Origin of the sequence: Burkholderia humptydooensis (assembly GCF_001513745.1) — a bacterium.
Taxonomy (GTDB): Bacteria; Pseudomonadota; Gammaproteobacteria; order Burkholderiales; family Burkholderiaceae; genus Burkholderia; species Burkholderia humptydooensis.
On sequence record NZ_CP013380.1, the window covers coordinates 1996773 to 2015348 of the forward strand.

Consider the following 18576-nt stretch of genomic DNA (forward strand, 5'->3'; position numbering starts at 1 on the left):
GTGAAGAATGGCAGCACGCGCGCGTATCGCACGACAACCTGACACGACGGGCTCGCGGTCGGTCCTCAAATCGGAACTGCGGCCGCTGGTTCGGGCCGTCGCCCTGATGCTGCTGACGGGCGCGTCGACGCACGCGCACGCGGCGGGCATCATGAACCTCGGGGCGGCGGCCGCGCGCGCATCGGGCGTCGGCGCGGGCGGCGTCGGCGCGGCGGGCGTGCCGAATCCCGGCATGTCGCCGCAGCAGGCGCTGCAGGCGAGCCAGCCGTCGATCCGCAATCTCGGTTACGCGGCGCATGCGATCGCCGCGCAGATCGCCGCGCAGCAGAACGCGGCCGCGGCGGCCGCCAGGCTGCCTTCGACCGTGCCGAACGGGCTCGCGCCGGGCGGGCTGCAGGTCGCCGCGGGCGCGTCGAGCGACCCGAATTCGAACAATCCCGTGCTGTGGTTCAACGCGAACGCCCCCGCGCAGAGCGTCGACGCGAACGGGCACGTGAACGTCGACGTCAAGCAGACGGGGCAGAACGCGGTGCTGACATGGGAGACGATGAACGTCGGCCGGCAGACGACGCTGAACTTCGATCAATCGGCCGGCACGCAGACGAACGGCGCGAACAACTGGGCGGTGCTGAACCGGATCAACGATCCGAGCGGCCGGCCGAGCCAGATCCTCGGCAACCTCACCGCGCAGGGCGCGGTGTACGTGATCAACCGCAACGGCGTGCTGTTCGGCGCGGGGTCGCAGATCAACGTGCATTCGCTCGTCGCGTCGTCGCTGAACCTGCTCGACATGAAGAACCAGCTCGCGCCGACGGAGGACGGCATCGTCGCGAGCAACAAGCAGTTCCTGAGCCTGCCGGCCGGCACGACGGGCGGGTTGGCTTATCCGGAGGCGGGGAGTTCGAGCGGCGTGGCGGGGGCGCGCAATCCGAACGAAGTGCTGGGCCTCGGCAACAAGGTGCTGCTGAGCGGCGCGTATCAGGCGCCGGGCGACGTCACGATCGAACAGGGCGCGTCGATCACGACGCATACGAACGGCACGGCGAGCGACGGCGGCTTCGTGCTGGTCGCCGCGCCGAACGTGACGAACTCGGGCAGCATTTCGGCGACGGCGGGGCAGATCGTGCTCGCGGCGGGCGTGGGGGTGAGCCTGCGGCCCAACGGAACCGGGGCGACGGGCAATCCGCAAGTCCTGCTGCCGGAGCTGAGCGGGCAGATCGTCACGACGGATCTGCAGACCGGCTACACGATCGACGTCACGCCGGCCGGCACCTTGACCAATACCGGCATCGTGCAGGCTGCGCGCGGCAACGTGAACCTGCTCGGCAGCCGCGTCGCGCAGAACGGCGTGGTCGGCGTCACGACGAGCGTGAACACGCCGGGCGCGATCACGATCTCGACCGCGGACGAGTACGCGTCGAACAATCCGCTCGGCAACCCTTACACCGGCCCGACGCCGGTCACGGGCGGCGCCGGCGGTGGCGACAACGTCAATCGCGCGGGCCTGCTGAGCTTCGGGCCGGGATCGGTGACGACGGTGCTGCCCGACGAAAACGGCCAGACGGCGACATCGACGCCGGGCACGACCTTCACGCCCGGCGGCATCGCGATGACGGCCGGCTCCGTGTGGTTCCAGGGCGGCTCGCTGATCGAGGCGCCGGGCTCGAACGTGTCGGTGACGGCCTATGCGCCGTCGGTGGTGACGAACAAGGTGGCCGGACAGACCGCGGTGCCGGGCCGGATCTACGTGGACGACGGCGCGACGATCGACGTATCGGGGCTCGCGGACGTCCAGACGTCGATCTCGCAGACGCTCGTGACGATCGACCGGATCGGCCAGAACGAACTGGCCGATTCGCCGCTGCTGCGCAACAGCTTCCTGTTCGGGCTGAAGGGCGTCGTCGTCGACAGCACGCTCGCGGGCACGCGCAGCGACGGCGTGCAGTGGGTCGGCAGCCCGATCCTGAACCTGTCGGGGTACGTGAACCTGATCCCGCGCACGGTCGATCAACTGCTGACCAACGGTGGCACGATCACGCTGTCCGGCAACGAGGTGATGACCGCGGCCGGTTCGTCGATGAACCTGAACGGCGGTTATGTGCATTACAACGGCGGGATGGTCAACACGACACGGCTCGTCGACGCCAACGGCGCGATCGTGCCGATCGGTCAGGCGAGCCCGTACGAGCGCTATGTCGGCATCGCGGGGCAGTTCATCGAAAGCCATCCGCGCTGGGGCGTGACGAAGTCCTGGTTCAACCCGCTGTTGACGGGCGGCACTTACCAGTCCGACTACATCGTCGGCGGCAATGCGGGCACGCTTGACCTGTTCGCGTCGCAGGCGCTGGTACTCGACGGCGACATCAGCGCGCAGGCATTCGGCGGCGCGAAGCAGATGCAGGGCAACAGCCTGCCGTCCGGCGGCACGTTCAACCTCGGCGCCGATCCGAAGCTGGCCGGTGGAGCGCTGGTCGGTCTCGCATGGAACAGTGCCAGCGGCGTGGACCATTCCGTCAGCGGCATCTCGGGGCTGACGATCCTGCAGGACGAGGCGCCGCAACTCGGTGCGCTGATGCCGGGTTTCTCGATCGATACGTCGCTCGACAAGCCCGCTTCGCAGGCGCCGTCGGGCAACGATCCGAACAATCTGCTGACGACTCGGGTGATCCCGGTCGCGACGCTGAACAACGGCGGTTTCGCGAGCCTGAACGTGACCGAGGACAAGAACGCGGGCAAGGGCATCGTGGTTGCGCAGGGCACGCAGATGAACCTGCAGCCGGGCGGCTCGATCTCGCTGAACAGCCCGGCGGTCGGTGCCGACGTGAATGTTGCGGGGCGGTTGTCCGCGCCGTCCGGTTCGATTTCGATCACGAGCGGCGGCAATGTCGTCGTTGGGCCGCAGGGCGCGCTGAGCGCAGCCGGGCAGTGGGTGAACAACGATGTGCAGGCCGCGCCGGGCACGACCCTGGGCAACAGTCAGTTCATCAACGGCGGCAGCATTTCGCTGTCGGCCGATGCGACTTCGATCGGGACGCGGGGCGGTCCGATCACGGATACGACGGGATCGATCCTGCTTCAGCCAGGGAGCGTACTGGACGTGTCCAGCGGCGGCGAGATGACCGCGAACGGGCAACTGTTGATGCGCAACGGCGTGCCTGTCGGCCGCGGTGGCAACGTGACGCTGCAGACGTACGCAACGTCCGGCTCGGGCGGCTTCGGCGGCGTCAGCAGCGCCACGATCCTGCCTAGCGAGCAACCGACGGCCGGCACGATCGCGATGGGCGGCACGATCCTCAGCGAAGGCTTTTCCGGCGGCGGGACGCTGTCCCTGCAGGCGCTCGGCCTCCGGATCGGCGGCGATCCTTCCGCGGCATCGCCGTGGGACGTGTACCTGCCGGAGAGTTTTTTCTCGCAGCACGGTTTCGGCAAGTATGTTCTGAATGCGTATTACGACGCGACGGTGGCGCCGGGCGCGACAGTCGCGCTCACGCAGCGCAATCGAATTCCGGACGCGCTGGCGTTGCAGCAGACCGGTTCGGGCGCGAACCTGTCGACAGGCGGCCTGACGACGGTTGGCCAGCTCGACGCATATCATCGTCAGGCCACGAACCTCGTGATGACGGGAGGCGCCTACGTGTCGTGGGTGGGGTTATCCAACACGGTGCCGTCATACCCGGGCGTGACGGGAGCCGTGACGCTGTCGCAGGGCGCATCGATCGACGCGGATGCGGGAGCGAGCATCGGTTTTGGCTCGCCGACGCAAGTCACGGTGCTCGGCTCCATGCGCGCGCCGGGCGGGGCGATCACGTTGAGTGCGGATTCCTCCGGGGGCAAGTTCGCGCAGACAGGACAATACTCGGGCGGTTTTCCGAGCGGCAGCCGGTCGGTGTGGCTAGGTCCCGACGCGACGCTCGACGTGTCGGGCGTCGCACTGTCCGATCCGCTCGCTGCTCCTGTCAAGATCGGCGGAACGACCGTCGTGCCGAATACCGGCAAAGTGCTGCCGGGCGGCTCGGTGACGCTGTCGAGCGATACGGGCTACGTCGTCACGCAAGCCGGCTCGAAGATGGACGTGTCCGGCGCATCGGCGAACTTCGATCAATTGCAGCCGAACGGCACGTATGCGTCGCAACCCGTGTGGAGCGACGCCGGTTCGATCACGCTGTCGGCCGCGTACGGCCTTTTCGCGGACGGGACGCTGGCCGGTCATGGCGGTGCATCGCAGGCGCGCGGCGGCACGCTGACGGTCCTGCCGCACCAGAACAGTGGCGTGGCAGGCGCGACCGCGCTCGTCGTGCGACAGAGCGGCACGCTCGTGCCGGCCGGCCTCGCGCCGGGCGCGGATTTCTCCACCGCAATCGATCCGACGACCGGTCAGCCGATCGGACAGCCGACCGGTGTGATCCAGTTTGTCGCCGACCGCCTGAACGATTCGGGACTCTCGAATCTCGTGCTGGGCGACAGTACGCCGGCCGTCGTTCCGTCCCCGGTGCCGCCGATCGTCTTTGCCGGTAACGTGAACCTGACATTGCCGGAATCGGTGACGCTGAATACCGGCCGGATTGCCGCAATCGGGATGGACCAACTGTCCACGTTGCTGTCGGCCCCGGCGTTGCCGGCGAGCGGCAATTCGGTACTCACGAACCTGCTTGCCCATCCGCCGGCCAATCCGCTCGGCACGACGGTGACGGTCGACGCGCCTTATGTCGCGCTGGTGGGTCCGACGATGACTTCGCTGTCGCCCCAATTCGTTCCTGTCGCGACGCTCTCCGACGCAACGCTGAACGTGAACGCGTCGTTCGTCGATCTGCGCAATCAGTTCCAGCTCAACAATTTCGGCCAGACGAACCTCAATAGCAGCGGCGATATCCGCCTGAGTTCGACCAGCGTGTCGCAGCAGGTGGCGAATCTCTTGTTGCCGGGCGTGCTGTATACGCCGGGCAACGTGACGTTCAGCGCGGCGAGCATTTATCCGGTCACTGGAAGCACGTTTATCGTCGATGCAGTCGGCCCCGCCGATCCGGTTACGGGCAAACTCGCTCCGACCACCGTCACGTTCGGTTCGACCGGGTCGTCCGGCACGCCGCTGTCGGCCGGCGGCACGCTGCTCGTCGATGCGACGAACATCGTGCAGGGCGGCAACGTGCGTGCGCCGTCCGGCACGCTCGTGTTCGGCGTCGGCGATCCGTCGAACAGCACGACGCAGAAGCAGTTCGGCAACCTGCCGCTCGTCGCGACGGATTCAGTGACGTTCGCGAACGGCAGCGTGACGTCGGTTTCGAACGGCGGATCGATCATTCCTTACGGCACCACGATCGATGGTGTCGAGTGGCAGTTCAATCCGCTCGCGGGCACGACGGCATCCGACCTGAATGCGCCGCCTGCGAAGTACATCGGCGTGAACGGCACCAGCGTCGCGCTCGACAAGGGCGCGACGATCGACCTGTCGGGCGGCGGCGACCTGCAGGCGGCCGAATGGGTGCCGGGCACGGGCGGCACGCGCGACGTGCTTTCGCAATACAACGTGAGCTATGCGAGCGGCAAGGGTGCGACGGCGGTGCCGACCAATGCCGGTGCGGGGAATGTCTACGCGATCGTGCCGGGCGTGCAGTCGCCGGTGGCTGCTTACGATCCGGTGTTCGCGCAGTCGGTGCAGCCGGACGTCGCCGCGAACGGTACGCCGACGACCACGCCCGCAGCGCTCGGCGTCGGCCAGGCCGGAACGAACGACGCGATCGGCAAGGCCGTGTACCTGTCCGGCGTACCCGGCCTCGCGGCCGGCTACTACACGCTGCTGCCGGGCAAGTACGCGACGCTGCCGGGCGCGTACCGCGTGACAGTGTCGGCCACGACGGGCAACGTCGTGCCGGGCGCATCGCAGGTGCTGCCGGACGGCACGGTCGTGGCGGCAGGATACTTCGCCGATGCGGTGACGGGCGGGCGCAGCGCGACGCCGACGCTCTTCAACGTGCAGTCGGGCAAGGTGTGGCAGCAATACTCGCAATACACGCTGAAGGGCGCGAACGACTTCTTCACCGCGCAGGCCGCGAAGCAGGGCAACGTGACGCCGCCGCTGCCGGTGGACGGCGGCCAGCTCGCGCTGGCCGCGACGAAGGCGCTCGCGCTCGGCGCGACGCTGAATGCGGCGGCGGGTGCGGGCGGCGCGCCGGCCGAGGTCGACATCGCGTCGCAGGACATCCAGGTCACCGGCAACGGCAGCGCGGGGTTGCCCGGCTATCTGCAGATCGGCGGCGATGCGCTCGATTCGCTGAACGCGGGCAGCCTGCTGATCGGCGGCACGCGCACGGCGACGACGAAGGGCGTGACGATCACGCCGATCGCGAACAGCGTGGTGGTGTCGAACGATGCGAACTCGTCGTTGAAGGGCCCCGAGATCCTGCTCGTGACGAAGACCGACGCGAGCGGCACCGATCCGAATGCGGCGAACGGCCTGCGTGTGGACACAGGCGCGTCGATCGCGGCGGCGGGCGATTATCCGGCGGCGAAGGACCAGCCGATCGCGATCGCCGGCGACGGCGCGCTGCTGCGCGTGTCGAACGGCGCGATGGCGCCGCTCACGCGCACGGGCGGCACCGGCGCCGGGTTGCTGGCGGTTGGCGCAGGTGCGACGCTCACGGGCGGGCAGGCGCTGATGCTCGATTCGTCGGGCGACCTGAAGGTCGACCCGAGCGCGGTGCTGTCGGCGAAGGCGATTACGGCCGACGGTTCGGCGATCACGTTCACCAATGCGAGCGGCTCCGCCGCGGCGAACCTGCCGGGCTTCGTGATCGATCCTGCCGGGCTCGCGCAGTTCGCCAATGCGGATCTCGTCACGCTGCGCAGCTACGGTGCGATCGGCTTCGTCGGCGACGTGAATGCGACGTTCGGCAAGAGCGTCGATCTGAGCGCGGGCACGTTCACGAGCGACGGCGGCCACGTGACGCTGAACGGGCAGCAGATCGCGTTCACGAACGAGACGGGCGCGCCCGCCGGCGCGGCGGCGACGGGCAACGGCACGCTGGCGGTCAACGCGAAGGAGATCGACTTCGGCACGGGCACGAAGACGCTGAACGGATTCTCGTCGGCGAACATGACCGCGAGCGGCGGCATCGTCGGGCAAGGCACGGGGACGTTCGATTTCGGTGCGCTGCCGGTGACGCTGAGTGCGCCGGTGTATCTCGCCGATACGAGTTCCGCATCGACCGTGAAGACGACCGGCGCGCTGACGCTGAACGGTGCAGCGGGCACCGCATTGACGAAAACGCCGGTTGGCGGCGCGTGGAAATTCGTCGGCGGCATGCTTGCCGACAATGGCGCGACGATCGCCGCACCGGCCGGCAACGTGAGCCTCGAGGCGACCAACGGCAACCTGACGATCGGCAGCGGCTCGACGGTCAGCTCGGCGGGCGTGTCGAAGCAGTTCTTCGATGTGACGCAGTACGCGCCGGCCGGCTCGATCATCCTGACCGCCGATGCGGGAACGGTCGATGTGCAGCCGGGCGCGACGCTCGATTTCTCGGGCGCGAACGGTGGCGGTGCGGCGGGCAGCCTGACGCTGTCGGCGCCGAAACAGGTCGTGAATCTGAACGGCACGATCAAGGGCGGTGCGGCGAACGGCTATGCGGGCGGTTCGCTGTCGCTCGACACGGCCGGCGCGGCCGACCTCGATTCGCTCGCGAAGACGCTCGCATCGAGCGGCGTGAACCAGTCGATCACGGTTCACACGAAGTCGGGCAACCTGACGCTGTCGGCCGGCAATGCGCTGACCGCGCGCTCGGTATCGCTGACGGCCGACGGCGGCGCGGGCAATGCACTGGATACGGCGAACGGCAATGTGAACGTGCTGGGGACGATCGACGCGTCGGGCAAGGCGGGCGGGGAGATCGACCTGTATGGCCGCAGCGGCGTCGACGTGGAGGGCACGCTGCTCGCGCGCGGTTCCGATCCGACGCAGCGCGGCGGCAAGGTGAACGTTGGCACGAGCGCGGTGTTCGATCCGACCGTCGCGAATCCGTACAACGCGACTTACGGCTACGAGAACATCGATCCGTCGCGCTCGGGCGCGATCCGCGTCGGCGCGAATGCGCTGATCGACGTATCGGGCGGGACGGCCGGCGGCTTGTCGGGCGGCACGGTGAATTTCCGCGCGCCGCTGCTCGCGGACGGCAGCGTCGATGTCCAGTTGCCGACTGCATTCAACAGCGGCAAGGGCATCATCGGTTCGCGCGCGACGACGCTCGAAGCGTACGCGGTGTGGAGCACGACCGACGCGTCGCCGAGCGGGCAGCACTTCGACGGCATCGTCGATCCGGCCGGCTGGTACGACAGCAACGGGCATTTGCTGGCCGGCACGTTCACCGCGCAAGGCACCAATCCGCCGACCTTCACGTTCGCGCCGGATGCGAACGGCGACGGCGGCGGAACGCTGACGAACAACGCGACGGGTGCGCAGGTGACGCTGACGGGTAGTCAGGCCGACCTTGCTTCGCTGTACACCGGGATTTCATCGATCGGCTTCCCGGGCATGGACAGCGCGTACTTCGTGCCGACCACGGCGAACGCCGATCACCAGACGTTCTACGGTGGGCAGATCGTCAAGGCGAGCGACGGCACGCTGTCGATGACGCCGGGAACGCTGATGGGATTCATTCAGAACGGGCTCGGCGCCAATGGGCCGACGCTGCAGGGATCGACGGCGAACATCGCGAATTTCCGCGTCGCGCCCGGCGTGGAATTCGACAACCCGAGCACGGCGATCAACGGCGGCAATATCTCGATCCTGTCCAACTGGAATCTTGGCGCGGGGCTGCCGAACAACAGCGGGACGATCGTGCCTTCGTATCGGTACCACGGCACGGTCGCGCCGATGCTGACGTTCCGGGCGACGAACAATTTCGATGCGCGAGCGAGCATTACCGACGGATTTTTCCAGAGCGAGGTGGCGACGATTCTCGGGGCGGCGGGGAATGCGACGGCTACGGGGACGTATGCGGCGGCGCTGACGCTGTACAACAACCTGGTGTCACTGGATGATCCTGCATCAATTACCGTGCAATTTGTCGACGGGTCGAGTCAATCGCTGACTTCGATCGGTACCGATTCGACGAATCCGTTGCATGATCCGAATTACGCGCTGAGTGCGCCGCTGCAGAATCAGGCAGCTCAATATTATTCGGACTATTTGCAGTACGGTAGTTCATGGGGTACGTATTATGGGAGCTGGGCAAGTGGAAAGTACGCTTTCCATATCATGCCTTATGCACCGTTACATACCTCCGCTCCCGTCTTGTCGGGCTCTTCGTCCTACGGCGACTATATTGCGGAATACCGAGGCTGGTTTTCGAATTATAGTCAAATCGGGATTACGGGATTGGTTAAAGGATCGATAGTCATTCCGAAATTCGGAACGCCAACTCCACCGATTTTGTCGTCCAGTCCGGCAGACTATGAGACGTATGTATCGGTCTATAAAAATTACCTGGACACGGTGTCCGGAATAGCTTCGTCGAATTCGCCGATCATCAGCCCGCATGGCGCATATAATTTTTTCTATGCTCCCGCCGCCCCATTGTCGATTCCGATGGCGGGCATCAATATCGGTGCATTACCCGGCAATACGCCAGCGAATGTCGCGACGGCCGACAATCCGCTGCCGATCAGCTTTGCCGCGCTGCTGGGCGGACAAAGTTCGTCGTATCGCATTGTCGGCGGCGCCGATCTCGCAAGCGCGAATCCGCTTGCCGTGCAGCCTGTTGCTGCACTCAACGCCGGCAGCGCGCCGGCGGGCAACGTGACGTTGAACCAGCACACCGCTTACGTCGATTCGAACGGGTTGACGTTGTTGCAACCGACAACGATCCGAACCGGTACCGGATCGATCGATATCGCGGCGGGCAATGATTTCACGCTGGCGGATACAACCGCACCGGGCGTCGTGTATACGGCGGGTGCGCCCACGCAGGGAAATCCTGTGTTGGGTCTCGCCTCGGCGGTCGCTCATGGCAGCCAGCCAGGTCTGCAAGACATACTGGTCACACCCACCGTGAATCCGGATTCGGCCGGCGATATTTCGCTCCATGTGCAGGGCGACATCAATGGCGTCCAGAGCGTGACCGACGCGACGGGTGCAGTGACGGGCGGGGCAGGCAACAGCATCAGCCAGTACTGGTGGCAGTGGATGCAGATCACGCCGGGAGAAACCGCCGACATCAGTGGCGCGATCCTTGCTCGGTTGACCCGGTCCTCGATTGATTTCGGCGCGTTTGGCCAAGGCGTGATGAGCGTCGGCGGCAACGTGTCGATCAGTGCCGGCGGCAACATCTCGGATCTGGCCGTGTCGTTGCCGACTACGTGGTACCTGGATGGAAACAACAAGCCCGTCACCGTTGGCGGCGGGAATCTGACAGTGCATGCCGGCGGCGATATTCTGAGCGGCGACTACTTCGTCGCCAAGGGAACGGGGACGATATCGGCTGGTGGAAGCATCGGGTCGGATATTGCCGTGATGTCTCCACAGACTGGAGTGGCTCCGATTGCCGTATCGACGGTGCTTGCGACGCAGAATGGCATATTCGATGTCACGGCGCGTCAAGGCGCGGACATCGGCGCAGTGTTGAATCCGTCTTATGCAAGCAGTTTCGCGCCGCCCGGCGGGCAGCCTACCCCGGCTGTTCATCTGTTCAACTACGGACAGTACGCCGACAGCCAGGGTTACTCATCGACTTCCGCCGTGAATGTGCTATCCACAACCGGAGACATCCGAATCGGCGCGCTCGGTGGCTTGTTGACGGGGGCAAATGGAGTATTGCCGGCGAGCGTCAATCTGACAGCATTTGACGGCGGGATTCATGTCGAATCAGGCGGCGTGCTCTATCCGTCGGCAGTCGGCCAGTTGAATCTGGTTGCGGATCAGTCGGTGTCCCTTTCCAATGTATCGTCCAAGGGGACCGGCGCCGCATTGCCTGATACATTTGGCTTGTCCGACGCCGATCCGTCGCAGATGCCTTCGCCGACGAATCCGCAAGCAGCGATTCCGGCGTTGACGGATACGACGCTCGCTGCACATGCGCTGACTGCGCTCCATGATGGCGACATGCTGCCTGCGCGCATCTACAGCCTGAACGGAAGCATCGTCAACGGCACCGCCGATACCCCCGGTGATAGTGACGGCTTCTACCGGAGCCTCGTCACGCTGTCGATCGACAAGCCGGCGTTCATGCAAGCCGGGCAGGACATCGTCAACCTGGCGTTCTGGGGGCAGAACTTGCGCAGCTCCGACGTAACGCGCATCGTGGCAGGCCGAGACATTTACGACACGCCGATTCCCCACAACGGTGGTGGTGGTGCAGTGCCGGTGTTGTCGGTCGGTGGCCCAGGCTGGTTCGACGTGCAGGCGGGACGCAACATTGGCCCGCTGACGAGCCAGGCCGAGTTGTACAACCAGCAAGCCGATACTGGCGGCATCGCACACGTTTTCACGGGCATCGACGCAGTCGGCAACGCAAACAATCCGAATCTGCCGCACGAGAGCGCGAACGTCAACGTGATGTTCGGTGTCGGGCCGGGCGTTGATCTGCCGGGATTCATCGCGACTTATATCGCGCCGGGCAGTGCGGTTGCCGGCGTACCGAGTGCGACACCGGCATTGATTGCGTTCATGGAGCAGTACGACGCGGGACTTGGCGTCGATACTGGATTGCAGGTGGACAAGGACCAGGCACTGGCCAAGGTCGGCCCGTTGACGGCCGATGAAGCATGGAAGCAATTCCAGGCGTTGCCGTCTTACGTTCAACAACTCTTTGCGGAAAAGGTGCTCTTCGGCGTGCTGGCGCAAGTGGGCGCGGACTTCAACGATGCATCGAGTCCGTATCGCGGCCAGTACGCAAGAGGCTATCAGGCGATCAATATGCTGTTCCCCGCCTCGTACAGCTATACCGCGAACAATCTCGGTGGCGGTTCAAACGGCGCGAACAAGTCGGTCAGCACGGGCGATCTCGACATCCGCAGCACGACGATTCAGACGCAGCAGGGCGGCGACGTCACGATCCTCGGGCCGGGCGGGCAGGCGCTCGTGGGCAGCACGACGGCACCGCCGCAGATCGTGGACAGCAACGGCAAGGTTGTAGCGGGCCCGGGCACGATGGGGATTCTGACGCTCGAGAAGGGCAATGTCGGCATATTCGCGGATCAAAGCGTGCTGCTCGCGCAAAGCCGGATCTTCACCGAGCAGGGCGGCGACATGACGATCTGGAGTTCGAACGGCGACATCAACGCGGGCAAGGGCGCAAAGACGTCGGCCGATACGCCGGCGCCGCAGTATGTGTGCGATGCGAACCACTACTGCACGGTCGACTCGCGCGGGCAGGTAACGGGCGCGGGCATCGCGACGCTGCAAAGCATACCGGGCGCACTGAAAGGCACGGTCAACCTGATCGCGCCGCGCGGCACCGTCGATGCGGGCGATGCGGGCATTCGAGCGGGCAACCTCAACGTTGCAGCGTTGCGTGTGGTGAACGCCGACAACATTCAGGTGACGGGCAAGGCAACCGGCATTCCGCTCGTGCAGGCCGTCAACACGGGCGCGCTGACGGCCGCGAGTTCGGCCGCCTCGGCGGCGAGTCAGGTTGCGCAGGATATCGCGAAGAACAATGCATCGGGCGCTGCGCCGCGCCGCTGGACGATCAGCGTGCAGGTCGAGGGCTTCGGGGATAACGGCCCGGACGGTGGGTCGAAGCGCCGCAAGTCGGAACAGGTTGGCTACGATTCGTCGAACGCCGTTTCGCTGCTTGGCTTCGGGGCGGCAGGGCCTACTCAGCGGACGTTGCTCAGCAAGGAAGAGCTTGGAAAATTGAACCGGTTCTGAATGAAGCCGGGGGATACCGCGCGACCCGGTATCTCGCGATTCAGTCCGACTGAGTGAACGAGAACTCTCCGCTTCGTCTGTTCGATGCGGAGAGTTTTCATTTTACGCATCCGAATCGGACTCGTTTGAGAGGCTGGTTCGATGGACTGTTCGGCCAGCGCATCCTGACCGATTCGACGGAGGACGACCCGGAAGACGGGGAGCACGTGATACATGCAGCCCGCGAGTGTCGGCGATGGATCGCGAAGGCGTCGAGGGATGAAAAAACCCGCCTCGAAGCGCCCGAGGCGGGTTCAGCAGGACGCGTCGAATCAGCGGTGATTCGAATTAACGGCCCACATACTGGAGGCAACTGTTCGCGTTGTTGATATCGAGCCCGTACCCGCTGGTGTTGCTCAGGAAATCGGCCGAAATCGCAGTCTTGAAGCCCGACGGCACGGTGTCGAAGCCGTTGCCATGCACAACCGATGCATAGCTGGCGTCCGTGTAGTGGTGGTTCAGGAAGCTCTGAACATTCGATGCCACCGCGGCGTCCGCATAGCACTGGCTCAGGATGATCTGGCTCGTACCCGAAACCGGATAGCCGGCAGACGGATTGGCCAGGTTGGTGTAAGGAGTGCCGGAAACCGGCACCCATTGCGTCGGATCGGCGGCGGTGGCCTTCGTCGACGGTGCCGAGATCGTGCCGATTGCCGTCGTCGCGTTCGCGTACGTCGGTGCGTAGTACTTCGTGTCCTTTGCGTTGTAAAGGCTGGCGAGCGGAAGCTGCAGCGCGCCCGACGACGTCACGACCGAGCTTTGCGATGCGATGTACGTGTTCGTGTAGTCCGGGCTCAGGTACGCGACGGCGGCCGTGCCGGCCGTCGACAGCGACGCGAGCGAGGCGCGGACGCCGCCGCTGCCCGAAGCGGCGATGAAGTTCGCCGGCACGCCGGTCGGGAACGCCGACGTATTCGCAAACGTCAGCGAATCGATGAACTTGACGCCCGAAGCCGTGTTGTTGGTCGTGCAGACTGCGGCCAGGTGGCGGGTCAGCAGTTCGGTCGTGCCGCTGCCGTCAGCGCGATAGACGACCTTGATCGGCGCGCTCGACGCATAGAACGTGCCGGTCTCGGGGTTGACCACATGGCCCCAGTCGGTGATCTTGCCCGAGAAGATGCCGCACAGATCATCGTCGTTCAGCGCGATGCTGTGCGCTTGACCCGGCGTCGTTTGCGGCGTGATCGAACTCGTTACGGCCGGGCCGTTGACGACCGGCACCGTGATCGCCGTCACGATGTACGGAATCTGGATCAACGGGCCGCTGTTCGCGCCGACCGTGCTGGCGTTGTACGACGTGACTTGTGCGGTCGTGAGTGCGGCGTCGCTGTTCGCGAAGTCGACCGTGCCCGTGACGCCCGAGCCGAAGTACGTCGGCTGGTTGTTCAGGAACGCGTTCTGGCCGGCGCCCGAGCCGACCGAGTAGTACGTGAACGTGGCGCTGGCGGTGCCATACAGGCCGAATTCGCCGGCAGCCGGCGAAGCGGTGCCGAGCGTCGGCGCGACGAGCGACGAGCCGCCGCCTTGAATCACCGGGCCCGCGGCCATCGCGAGCGATGCGCCCATGCCCGAAACGACGAGAGCCAGGACCTGACAGATCTTGCGCTTGCTGGATTTCATGAGAATTTCCTTGAACGAAGATAAACGGGAAGCCTGCTGCTGCGGACGGAATGCCGTATCGGCCGCCGAGTAAATTTAGGAGGAAATTCTCCAATCGCGTGTGAATTTTTCATAACGAATGGTACGGAACATTTTTAAATAAAAATGTGATCGATTTATTTGAGTCGACAAAACCACGATTCCGGAAAAATTCAGAACGGAAAGAAAAAACGGATGCCGGGATCGAGCCGACGAGCATCGTCGCGCATCGCCCGCTGGGAGCTTGAGCGGAGCATTCTTGCCGTAATCGATTCGATGATTCTCTCGCTGCCATTCGTCATTGTTTTGATTGGGCGAACAAATTGGAGTGGCGATATTTGAACGGGAAATCGACATCGGAATAATCGATTGAATTTGGCGATCCAAAATCGTTTTTCGAGATGCGGGAATTGCGAATCGGCGTGACCGGCGAGCCGAAAAGGTAGCCCAACATTCGTCACAAATTTGCGCCGGTTCGCTCCTTAGTCTTGCCCGGCGACGCCGTTCGGCGGCATCGCAAACGGACCGCGGTCCCGCGGCCCGCGGGGCGTGTCCCGGCGTAAGGAGAACACTGACATGTCGGCATTCCGCTACGAAGCGATCGATCCTGCCGGCCGCACGCTGAAAGGCGTGCTGGAAGCGGACAGCGCGCGCGGGGGGCGCAACTGGCTGCGCACCCAGGGCCTGACGCCGCTCGTCGTCGAGGCGGCCGCGTCGCGCCTGCACGGCGAGCGCCACCAGCGCCTCGCGCTCGGGCGCAAGCTGTCGCAGCGCGAGCAGGCGATCCTGACGCGCCAGCTCGCGAGCCTGCTCGTCGCCGGGCTGCCGCTCGACGAATCGCTCGCGGTGCTGAGCGAGCAGGCCGAGCGCGAGTACGTGCGCGAGCTGATGGCAGCGATTCGCGCGGAAGTCGTCGGCGGCCATTCGTTCGCGAACGCGCTCGGCCAGCATCCGCGCGATTTCCCCGACATTTACCGCGCGCTCGTCGCGGCGGGCGAGCACACGGGCAAGCTCGGCGTCGTGCTGTCGCGGCTCGCCGACTACATCGAGCAGAGCAACGCACTCAGGCAGAAGATCCTGCTCGCGTTCACGTATCCGGCCGTCGTCACGCTGATCGCGTTCGGCATCGTCACGTTCCTGCTGAGCTACGTGGTGCCGCAGGTCGCGAACGTGTTCACGAGCACGAAGCAGCCACTGCCGACATTGACGGTCGTGATGCTCGCGCTGTCCGATTTCGTCCGCCGCTGGTGGTGGGCGGCGCTCGCCGCGCTCGTCGCGGCCGCCTATGCGGTGCGCAAGGTGCTGTCGCAAACCGGGCCGCGGCTCGCGTTCGACCGCTGGGCGCTCACCGCGCCGCTCGCGGGCAAGCTCGTGCGCGGCTACAACACGGTGCGCTTCGCGAGCACGCTCGGCATCCTGAGCGCGGCGGGCGTGCCGATCCTGCGCGCGCTGCAGGCGGCGGGCGAGACGCTGTCGAACCGTGCGATGCGCGCGAACGTCGACGACGCGATCGTGCGCGTGCGCGAGGGCTCGGCGCTGTCGCGCGCGCTCGCGCACACGAAGACGTTTCCGCCCGTGCTCGTGCACCTGATCCGCTCGGGCGAGGCCACGGGCGACGTGACGACGATGCTCGACCGCGCGGCCGAAGGCGAATCGCGCGAGCTCGAACGCCGCACGATGTTCCTGACGAGCCTGCTCGAGCCACTGCTGATTCTCGCGATGGGCGGCGTCGTGCTCGTGATCGTGCTCGCGGTGATGATGCCGATCATCGAGCTGAACAACATGGTGCAGTGATGCGGCGCTCAGCGCACGAACGCGTTCGGATTTCGCGCGGCGGGCCGCGCGATCTCGCGTTGCGGGCCGTCGCCGCCGATGCCGCCGATCGCGGCCGCGTGACGCGCCGGAGCAGGCGCGTCACGCGTGCTAGCGATACGGCGACGAGGGCCGCGCCGGCGGCGAACGTCGCGACGAGCGGATTTTCAGCGCGCCGGTGAATACATGATGACGCGACACGGCGAAACGCGAGCGCCGCACGCGAAGGGGCCGCGGGAACGGGCGCGGCGGCGCCGGTCGCAACGCGGCTTCACGCTGCTCGAGATGCTCGTCGTGCTCGTGATCGTCGGGCTGCTCGTCGCGGTCGTGACGCTCGCGCCGTCGCGCAATCGCCGCACCGGGCTGGCCGAGGAGGCGCAGCGGCTCGCGAACCTGCTCGAATCGGCGGGCGACGAAGCGCAGGTGCGCTCGACGTCGATCGCATGGCAGCCTGACGGCGGCGGCTACCGCTTCATGCAGCGCACCGAAAGCGGCGCGTGGGCGCCGATGACCGACGAGCTGTTTCGCGCGCGTCGTTGGGGCGGCGAGGTGACGGGCGTGTCGGTACGCTACACGGACGGCGGCGACGCGCTGTCGCGCGTCGTGCTCGGCGACGAAAGCATCGACGTGCCTGTCACGATCACGCTGTGGTCCGGCGACACGCGCATCGCCGTCGTGGCCACGGGCATCGGCAACTTCGCCGTGCGCGGGCCGTGAACGGCGCGGCGTTCCGGCGTGCGGCCGGCGCGCCGGCTTCGTCGCTCACGCACGCACGCGTGCACGCATTGACTCGCGCCGCTGCACGGTTCACCTGACTGTCATAGTGTCCACGCACAATCTGTCGTTCGCTTGCGACGGAGCCGCACATGGGATGCGCCGGCTCCGCCGGGGCGTGCCACTTCACTTCCGTCCAGGCATTCATGACTCGTTCACGGGCGCGGACCGGTGTCCTGGCGCTCGTCGCGTGGCTTGCGTTCGCCGCGTTGTGCATGCGCGGCGCGCAGGCGCAGGAGACGGGTGCCGCCGGCCGCCAGCCGGGCAGCGTCGCGCACTTCGATCTGCCCGCGCAGCCCCTCGCGAAGACCTTGCAGGACTTTGCGCGGCTCACCGAGCTGATCGTGCTGGCGAGCGCGCCGCTGCTCGACGGGCGGACGAGCGCGCCGGTGCAGGGCGATTTCGCGCCGCGCGACGCACTCGAGCGGATGCTGGTCGGAACGGGGTTGCGCGCGGCGTTCTCGCGCCCGGACGAGGCGATCATCGTCGCGCAGTCGGCCGTTGAAACGGCGAGCGCCGGCGACGCGCAGGCGGGGGCCGCGCTGCCGGTCGACGGCATCGACGGGATCGGCGATTCCGGCGAGCGGCGCGCGTTCGCGGGCGTGCTGCAGGCGCATCTGATCGATGCGCTGTGCGCGCAGCCGGCGGCGGTGCCGGGCAGCTATCGACTCGTCGCGCAGATGCGCATCGACAACAAGGGGGCGGCGGTGGCGGTGAACATGGTGGCATCGAGCGGTTCGGCCGCCCGCGACGCGGCGGTCCTGCGCGCGCTGCGCGCGCTGAGGCTGGACGACGCGCCGCCGGCGGATCTGCCGCAGCCGGTCACGATCCTGCTGCGGCCCGCCGGCAATGGCGTGCATGCGCGCTGTCCGCAGGCGGCGAGGAATTAGGCCGCCATGTCCGACAGCACCCGCAGCGGGCTCAGGAAACTGCTGGCGTCGCGCTATGCGTACCTCGTCAGGCGCCTTGAGCGCGTGACGGGATCGAAGGACGGCGCGGCCGATGCGCTGCACGAGACCTGGCTGCGCCTCGAGAACGCGAACGTCTCCGCGCAGGTGTCCAACGCCGACGCCTACATACTCGGAATGGCGAACAACGTCGCGATCGATCAGCATCGCCGCGAACGGCGGCATCTGCACGACGACGACGTTCAGACGCTGCTGGAGATGCCCGACGAACTGGCCGATCCCGAGCGGATCGTCGCGGCGCGCCGCAAGGTCGACACGCTGAAGGACGTGTTGCGCGGCCTGCCGCCGCGACGCCGGGCGATCCTGCTGGCCGCCCGCGTGGACGGCCTGCTGAACCGGGAGATCGCCGAGCAGTTCGGGATTTCGCTGCGGCTCGTCGAAAGCGAGCTGAGCGCGGCGATGAAGTACTGTTTGCAGCGCATGCAGGAAGACAGTGATCTGTACGCCGGTTCGCGAGGCGGGCCGCGTAAATTTTGAGCATCC

At 66.1% G+C, this 18576-nt stretch carries 6 protein-coding genes; 5 read left to right on the plus strand and 1 reads right to left on the minus strand.

The genetic code is table 11. The features are described 5' to 3' along the window. Positions 1-7: 7 nt before the first annotated feature. Positions 8-12862, plus strand: a complete 12855-nt coding sequence (locus tag AQ610_RS09140) for a filamentous hemagglutinin family protein (protein WP_144411935.1) — start codon at positions 8-10, stop codon at positions 12860-12862. A 327-nt stretch (positions 12863-13189) separates the two neighbouring features. Here the strand turns inward: AQ610_RS09140 and AQ610_RS09145 are convergent, their stop codons facing one another. After that, positions 13190-14521 carry a substrate-binding domain-containing protein gene (locus AQ610_RS09145; RefSeq protein WP_009917253.1) on the minus strand — a complete coding sequence of 444 codons (1332 nt, stop codon included), beginning with the start codon at positions 14519-14521 and terminating at the stop codon, positions 13190-13192. A gap of 594 nt (positions 14522-15115) precedes the next feature. On the opposite strand from AQ610_RS09145, the gene gspF reads away from it, so the two are divergent. From gspF to AQ610_RS09170, 4 genes are all read left to right on the plus strand, one after another. Further along, positions 15116-16333: a type II secretion system inner membrane protein GspF gene (gene gspF, locus AQ610_RS09150; RefSeq protein ID WP_006026843.1), complete on the plus strand. Its 1218-nt coding sequence runs from the start codon at positions 15116-15118 to the stop codon at positions 16331-16333. Between the two features lie 204 nt (positions 16334-16537). Beyond that, the gene (gene gspH, locus AQ610_RS09160) at positions 16538-17068 is read left to right on the plus strand and encodes a type II secretion system minor pseudopilin GspH (RefSeq protein ID WP_006026842.1); all 531 of its coding nucleotides are present in this window, start codon (positions 16538-16540) and stop codon (positions 17066-17068) included. Between the two features lie 203 nt (positions 17069-17271). Further along, on the plus strand, positions 17272-18015 hold the full coding sequence (locus AQ610_RS09165) for a secretin and TonB N-terminal domain-containing protein (RefSeq protein ID WP_006026841.1): 744 nt from the start codon (positions 17272-17274) through the stop codon (positions 18013-18015). A 6-nt stretch (positions 18016-18021) separates the two neighbouring features. Further along, entirely contained in the window at positions 18022-18570 is a 549-nt protein-coding gene (locus AQ610_RS09170) for an RNA polymerase sigma factor (RefSeq protein WP_006026840.1), read from the plus strand. The last annotated feature ends 6 nt before the right edge of the window (positions 18571-18576 follow it).